The 6,766-nt window shown below is 39.4% G+C and carries 7 protein-coding genes and 1 pseudogene; 6 read left to right on the top strand and 2 right to left on the bottom strand.

Annotation, left to right across the window (positions count from 1 at the left end; translation table 11 throughout):
- The 3 genes from SPSYN_RS14865 to SPSYN_RS14855 all read left to right on the top strand — a co-directional run.
- The coding region (locus tag SPSYN_RS14865; RefSeq protein ID WP_161823277.1) for an IS1634 family transposase at positions 1 to 554 on the top strand (554 nt) is incomplete at its 5' end.
- Positions 555 to 884: 330 nt separating this feature from the next.
- Positions 885 to 1,640, top strand: coding sequence for an ABC transporter ATP-binding protein (locus SPSYN_RS14860; RefSeq protein WP_161823276.1), 756 nt, complete (start codon positions 885 to 887; stop codon positions 1,638 to 1,640).
- Entirely contained in the window at positions 1,625 to 2,542 is a 918-nt protein-coding gene (locus SPSYN_RS14855; RefSeq protein WP_161823275.1) for a SufB/SufD family protein, read from the top strand. The genes SPSYN_RS14860 and SPSYN_RS14855 overlap by 16 nt, the downstream gene beginning before the upstream one ends.
- A gap of 165 nt (positions 2,543 to 2,707) precedes the next feature.
- On the opposite strand, the gene SPSYN_RS14850 is transcribed toward SPSYN_RS14855, so the two are convergent.
- Positions 2,708 to 3,400 carry a hypothetical protein gene (locus SPSYN_RS14850; protein ID WP_161823274.1) on the bottom strand — a complete coding sequence of 231 codons (693 nt, stop codon included), beginning with the start codon at positions 3,398 to 3,400 and terminating at the stop codon, positions 2,708 to 2,710.
- Between the two features lie 214 nt (positions 3,401 to 3,614).
- Between SPSYN_RS14850 and SPSYN_RS14845 the strand changes: the two genes are divergently transcribed.
- The gene (locus tag SPSYN_RS14845) at positions 3,615 to 4,070 is read left to right on the top strand and encodes a YqhR family membrane protein (protein WP_161823273.1); all 456 of its coding nucleotides are present in this window, start codon (positions 3,615 to 3,617) and stop codon (positions 4,068 to 4,070) included.
- 23 nt (positions 4,071 to 4,093) lie between these two features.
- A pseudogene (gene msrB, locus SPSYN_RS14840) lies at positions 4,094 to 4,732 on the top strand (peptide-methionine (R)-S-oxide reductase MsrB); the annotation flags it as partial.
- A 347-nt stretch (positions 4,733 to 5,079) separates the two neighbouring features.
- On the opposite strand, the gene SPSYN_RS14835 reads toward msrB, so the two are convergent.
- Positions 5,080 to 5,532 (bottom strand): GyrI-like domain-containing protein, encoded by a 453-nt coding sequence (locus SPSYN_RS14835; protein WP_161823272.1) that lies wholly within the window; start codon positions 5,530 to 5,532, stop codon positions 5,080 to 5,082.
- Positions 5,533 to 5,755: 223 nt separating this feature from the next.
- On the opposite strand from SPSYN_RS14835, the gene SPSYN_RS14830 reads away from it, so the two are divergent.
- Entirely contained in the window at positions 5,756 to 6,637 is an 882-nt protein-coding gene (locus SPSYN_RS14830) for a DUF4349 domain-containing protein (RefSeq protein WP_161823271.1), read from the top strand.
- The last annotated feature ends 129 nt before the right edge of the window (positions 6,638 to 6,766 follow it).

Here is a 6,766-nt window from a genome sequence, read left to right as displayed (position 1 = left end):
TCAGAGAAGCCATCCTTGAAAAACTCAGAAAAACTTTAAAAACATCTGGCCCTAAAACCATTGTGGGTAACCGGGGTTACCAAAGATATCTTAAGATAGATAAGGAAGCTGTCACGATAAATGAAGATGTCATTAAACAAGAAGCCATATATGATGGTAAATACCTGTTGCGCACCAATTGTAATCTACCACCTGCGGAAGTAGCCCTTGCTTATAAGGGGCTCTGGCAAGTGGAAAGAATCTTTCGGACGATGAAAAGCAGCTTGGATTTAAGGCCGATTTATCACTGGAAAGAAGAACGTGTACGCGGACATATTTTTATCTGCTTCTTAGCTTTTGTTTTACAGGTTATGCTGGCCAAACTACTTAAAGACAGCAAGCATAGATTTAAAGATTTAATGCTTGACCTAAGGAAACTACATGCTGTTAAATTTACCATCGGTCAGGAAGAGTTTATTTTGCGCACAGAGTTAAAGGGCAATATCTTTGATATTTTTAAGGCTGTTGGTAGCAGACCGCCAAAAAGGATACTAGGATACAAATCTACCATATAAAGGAATATTGTAGTGGTACGTCTATTTGGTGTGCCCGGAAACCGTTGATATTACTGAATTCCTTTGGATAGTGCTGTCAAACTTGAGTAAGACTGGTATGTTTATATTTATTAGACAAGTTGATTAGTTTTCTTCAAAGCAACGTAACTATTTAAAGGATAAAACTTAATAATTATAGAATTTTAAGTATAATGTTTTGGTCGATTTTCTCGCTACCATGTTGACTATAACCCTGTTCCCAAATCCATTAGGCACTCACTATCCATAATCATTAACAGTGATAACTCAACAGAAAATAGTTAAATAATTGATGGAGGTGACAAGATTAAAATGCTTGAAATGACTAACGTAGGTGTAACCATAGAAGGAGACAATGGCTCGGTAGAAGTATTAAAAGATATCAACCTAAAATTTGAAGAAAAAAAGATTTATGTGATGACAGGACCTAACGGTAGCGGTAAATCGTCCATAGCTAAAACCATTATGGGGATTTACCAACCTACTGCAGGTAAAATTATCCTGGATAGCACTGATATCACCAACATGAGCATTACGGAGCGGGCTCGTCTAGGTATCGGCTATGCTTTTCAACGGCCACCACTTTTCAAAGGTATGACAGTGCGCGACTTTTTGAATTATGCCGCCGGTCCTGATAATACGATCATGCATTGTGATCTCCTCTACGATGTAGGTTTATGTGCCCAAGATTATTTGGAGCGTGAAATCAATGCCAGCTTTTCCGGGGGGGAACTGAAGCGAATTGAAATTGCGAGCATTTTAGCGCGCAATTTAAAAGTTGCAATCTTTGATGAGCCCGAGGCAGGGATTGATTTGTGGAGCTTTCAGCGTTTAACAGAAACTATAGCCAATATGAATATAAAATATGACACTACCATAGTGCTTATCTCACATCAGGAGCGCATTATTAGATTAGCAGACGAAGTAATTCTGGTAGCTGAGGGAAGAATTAGCGGCATAACTACTCAAGGAAAAATCCTCGACGATATTCAATGTTTAGATACGGGCTGTGAATGCCGGAATAATTGTATTAAAGGGGGCGAGGATAACCAATGCTTGATACTTTAGATTTAAAGCTTTTAGAAGAAGTAGCTGATTTGCACGGGTTACCTCAGGGAGCGTACAATATTCGCAAAAATGGCCAGGCTGCTGATCGCAAGACTACGGCCAATATTGATATAATAACTAAAAAAGATAAACCAGGCATTGATATCGTTGTTAAACCGGGCACCAAGGAGGAAAGCGTGCATATTCCGGTAATTTTATCCCAGAGTATTGGTGATTTAGTTTACAATACGTTTGAAATAGGCGCATATGCAGATGTTTTAATTGTAGCGGGCTGCGGCATTCATAATCCTAGCAGTGAAAAGGCGCAGCATGATGGGATTCATGAATTTTTTGTCCGCAAAGGCGCAAGGATGAAGTATATCGAGAAACACTATGGTGAAGGGGAAGGCACCGGACAACGAATTTTAAATCCGAAAACCATTATCGAAGTAGAAGAAGATGGTATAGTTGAAATTGAAATGATACAAATCAAGGGCGTAGATCATACTGTTCGGGATACTGAAGTTCGCCTACAAAAAAATGCCCGTTTAATCGTTTCGGAAAGGCTACTGACCAACTTGGAACAAACAGCTATTTCCAACATTACTGTAGAATTGCTCGGAGATGAATCAACCGCGCAAATAATTTCGCGTTCAGTAGCTCAGGACAATTCACATCAGGATTTTCATTTAAATATGTATGGTTACTCTAAGTGCCGGGGACATATTCAGTGTGATTCGATAATAATGGACCAGGCTCACGTTACCTCTAGTCCTATGATTAGCGCTTTAAACACAGACGCACAGCTTATACATGAAGCTGCCATCGGCAAAATTGCCTCTGAACAATTGATCAAACTAATGTCCATGGGCTTGACGGAAGACGAAGCAGAGGCCGCCATTTTAAAAGGCTTCTTAAAATAACAATACGCTTCCCGGTAGATACTCTTTAAAGGCTTATGAATAAACCAGGTTATAAGCTAATAATATAGTAAGTAAAGGCCTCCTTTTCCTCCGGAGGCCTTTACATTTTCTATAAATAAAGTAAGTAAGGTTACATGCAGCAACAACAATAGAGTATAAGATTTATTAATTCTGCTTATCATCTGTGTTTAAATCATTAAGAAGTAATTCACGTGTTTCCAAAGCCTGTTTAAGAAAGCTATCAATAACATTGATATCTAACTGCTGGTTAACATTGCCGGGCTGAGTATTAATATCAATTTGAATTTTCAGAGCATCAATTTTTCGACTTAGTTCTGATACTACATTTACGTCAGTACTGGTACCAGCTAACTTCCAGACAACTCTGGCTGTCGAACTTATTGTCCACTCAACAGGTTCATTTTCTAAATAATAACTAGTCGGAATAATAAATTTTGAATAGACATGCGGGTTGAAGTCTTGCTTTTCACTAGTTGTATTAAAGCTAATCCTAAGAAATGAAAAGTTAAATATATCAAGCATTTTTTGTAGCATATTTAAGGCTTTTTCTTTGAAAGAACCAACTACCTCCGTAATAACGCCTTCCTCATTAACAATTCTTTGTTGAATATCGATTCGTTTGCCATAAACCATTATATTCCATTCATTATTGACTGTATCTAAGCGGGGTCTCACTATAGGCAGCTGGGCAGTAGAGATTTTTTCTAAAAAACTATTCGGAATTAAATCATATTCTTGAAATGCATTAGTTAATACCATCATCGTCTGAGGTGAAACAGAAACAGCCTCAAAGTCGCCGAAAACACTAATTTTGTAGTTCATGTTTATATCCTTCATTGTTTCTCCTCCTATCTCTATATAAAGTTATTATATACTTAATTATACTCAAAACTAAAAAATTTACCTAAACGGTATCTAAGCAAGCAGGAGCATTATTTGAGTACATCGTCCTTGCAAATGAATTTATATTGATAAATTTAGCATATTAAAAGAATTGCTTAGAATTTTTCTGGGCAGAATACCATTAAAATCTTGTAGGAGGTTGGTTTGCTTGTTTATAAAAGATACTATAACAAGAGGTTTTGTCGCTGGCATAATGGCAGGCGTCCTAATGAACATTGTAAGCTACATATCTTTTTATCTAAATATAGCTAGCTTGCGGTTTTTAGATTGGCCAAGTATTATTATCACAGGTCACAGCCCGGCAAATACTTTGTCAGCTTTGTATTTTCTGCTCGTTCAATTGATTTTTGTAGGTTTTTTGGGATCAATATTTGCCTTGCTTATTACCAGAGTGACTACGAGCATGAATCATTTATTTAAAGGGTTCCTTTTTGGCGTAATATCATGGTTTACCATATATGGACTGACCTATCTAGCAGATGTACCTAAGCTTACTCCTTTGGACATGGGTACAGCAGTAACAGACTTTATCGGTGCCATAGTTTTTGGAATTGTGTTGGCTGAATCATTAAACAAATTAGATACTAAGTATGACTTACTTTAAATAAGCAGCGGTTATTCCCAGCCAAGCAAAAGCGAAAGGCTGTAGCATCAATAAAGGCACTTGCTGAAAGCGGTCGTTTTGACCGTCCAATTGCTACTAAAATCATCGCAGCTTCCCGATTTTACCCTGCTGAGGAATACCACCAAAACTACCACAAAAAAAATCCTGTGCATTACGATAGGTATCGCCTAGGCTCGGGACGAGCCAGCTTCCTCGAGAAGTACTGGGGGGAAAAGGTGGAGCGGGAATTACTTAAGAATAGGCTAACCAAACTCCAATATGATGTAACTCAGAATAGCGCTACAGAGCCGCCCTTCAATAATGAGTACTGGGACCATGAGCAGGAAGGTATTTATATGGATATAGTATCCGGGGAACCACTGTTTAGCTCCCAGGATAAATTTGATTCCGGGTGCGGGTGGCCTAGCTTCACCAGACCGCTTCACCCGGAGAAAATCCAAGAAAAGATGGACAAAAGCTATAACATGCTCCGCACAGAGGTTAGAAGCAAAGAAGCCGATTCTCATTTAGGCCATGTATTTAAGGATGGTCCCGCACAAACAGGTTTGCGTTACTGCATCAACTCAGCAGCATTGCGGTTTATTCCCAAGGAGGATCTAGAAAAAGAAGGATATAAGGATTACCTAGATCTTTTTAATTAAAATGTTCACTTTATTGCACAAGTACTTTTTGCGTTTACTGGGACAGCTTGTCCAGTTCCCCAATACGGTCCTTGCAAAAACAATATGGATTGAATTTTAGAAATTAAAATTAAACATACTTTAAACCTCTAATTCAAATATAACCTTCTTCTTTTATTGCATCACCCGTTGCTAACATCAATTTAAACAATTAACTAGCACATTACCGTTTAAACGATAATATTCCTGTATACAAATCCAGTCAACAAAAAAAACCCCACCATTAAATCAACTGGCAGGTTATCGTTTGATTACTTATCATAAGCCGTCTATGTAACATAGGACCGCAACTGCTGTTGTCCGCTTATCTATAAAACAGGGAAGACTACTCTGGTCAGGAGTTCACTTTCCTCTGGTACGTCGTTCAAATAAAACTCATAAGCCACCCCGGTTGGTGTGTACCCATTTTCTTCTATCCATCGCATCATCGCATTATAAACGGGTTCAACCTGACTGTACGGGCCTTTATGGATACAGGATACCTGTTTACCGGCCGGTATTTCACTAGGTTTAATATCATTTTTTCCCGGGAGAACTTTATTGACTGGAAAACCTATTTCCAAGTCCAGATCCTGCATGTCCATGTTATAGTAAGCAGCAAACGGCTCCCCGGAGGGATTCTCGCCCAGTTCCCCGAGGTATTTCATAATAGCACCAAAGGCTGCACCAAACACTTGCGGCAGGTCCCCCACCGCAGCCCTGGTCCGAATTGACAGAACAGGTTGGGCCGCTTGCTCATACATTTCAATTTTGTATGACATTTTATACATCTCCCTTCCGATTTACTGCCTTTATTATACAATATTATATTAAAAAACACCAATTTATTTGATAATTCAGTAAGGTTCGTCGTTTGCTTTATTTCCATATAGCGGAGAACTATTTTGACCTTTGCTCGTCTAAGTTATTAACTATAAGCCTCAAGAATCAAGACTTCCCGGAGGCGATGTATTTGGCTCTAGATAAAAAAGGAAGGTGTTTTTAATGCGGAAGCTATTATTGTTCACGCTTGCTGTTTTGCTCCTATTGACGGTTAGCGGCTGCGGCAGTGCAACCAAGAACACAAACGAATCAGTTACCCCGAGTGGCCAGTATGCTAATCAGACTGCTGATATGTCTACCGAACAAAGGGAAAAAACAGAGGCAAAGGAAGACAGGCAATCTAGCATGCAGAAAAAAATTATTACCACCGTAAACCTGGTGCTTATTGTGTACGACGTCGATAAAACGGTCATAGAAATAGAAAACATACTAAAGAAAGTTGACGGTTATATACAAACGGCCAACCTTTGGCATACCAACGAACAGCCCCGGGGTAGTTTAGTTTTGCGCCTGTCCGCAGAAATGATAGATGAGTCTTTGCCCCGATTAGAAGCCCTGGGGCAGGTTGAAAAAAAGAACATTACTCGGCAGGATGTCGCTGAAGAGTATTACGACGCTGAAGCCCGCAAGAACAACTTGAAAAAACAGGAGGAAAGATACCTAGAGCTGCTGAGCAAGGCTAACACGGTTAAAGATATGTTAGAAATTGAGAATCAGCTAACCCGGGTGCGCGGTGAAATCGAATCCTTTGAGGCTAGGCTAAAGTTGCTAAACAGCCAGGTGGACTTAGCCACCATAAACCTGGAACTACGTTCACCCCAGAGCTTACCCACCGGCGAAACCCTTAGGGAACCTTTCGTCCAGCGTCTACAAGCCGGATGGCAGCGTGGTGTCAACGGCATGAGCAACCTAGTTCAGGATTTACTTGTACTGGCGGTTATATTAGTGCCATATATACCAATTTTGGCACTGGGTGGTTACCTCACCTACCGGTTATATAAAGCAAGACTAGCGATAAAAAAAAGCAGTGATGAGAAACAATAATAGCAGAGAAGCAAAACATGAAAAAAACACATGATAGCGCTATTGCTAGGATTTTTTGTTTATTTCTACTTATCAACGGCAGGCTGTAGTACTTTCGATAACATCAGTTAAAGTAATTAATCTAAAAAA

This window comes from Sporotomaculum syntrophicum (assembly GCF_009932395.1).
Lineage (GTDB): Bacteria > Bacillota > Desulfotomaculia > Desulfotomaculales > Desulfallaceae > Sporotomaculum > Sporotomaculum syntrophicum.
Note: the sequence above shows the minus strand (reverse complement) of the source record. Positions and strands in the feature narration are given on the sequence as shown.

What these genes read in the sequence shown, in the direction of transcription:
- SPSYN_RS14860 (WP_161823276.1), top strand. Translation starts at nt 885, where the DNA reads ATGCTTGAAATGACTAACGTAGGTGTAACCATAGAAGGAGACAATGGC.
- SPSYN_RS14830 (WP_161823271.1), top strand. Translation starts at nt 5,756, where the DNA reads ATGCGGAAGCTATTATTGTTCACGCTTGCTGTTTTGCTCCTATTGACG.
- SPSYN_RS14855 (WP_161823275.1), top strand. Translation starts at nt 1,625, where the DNA reads ATGCTTGATACTTTAGATTTAAAGCTTTTAGAAGAAGTAGCTGATTTG.
- SPSYN_RS14835 (WP_161823272.1), bottom strand. Translation starts at nt 5,532, where the DNA reads ATGTCATACAAAATTGAAATGTATGAGCAAGCGGCCCAACCTGTTCTG.
- SPSYN_RS14850 (WP_161823274.1), bottom strand. Translation starts at nt 3,400, where the DNA reads ATGAAGGATATAAACATGAACTACAAAATTAGTGTTTTCGGCGACTTT.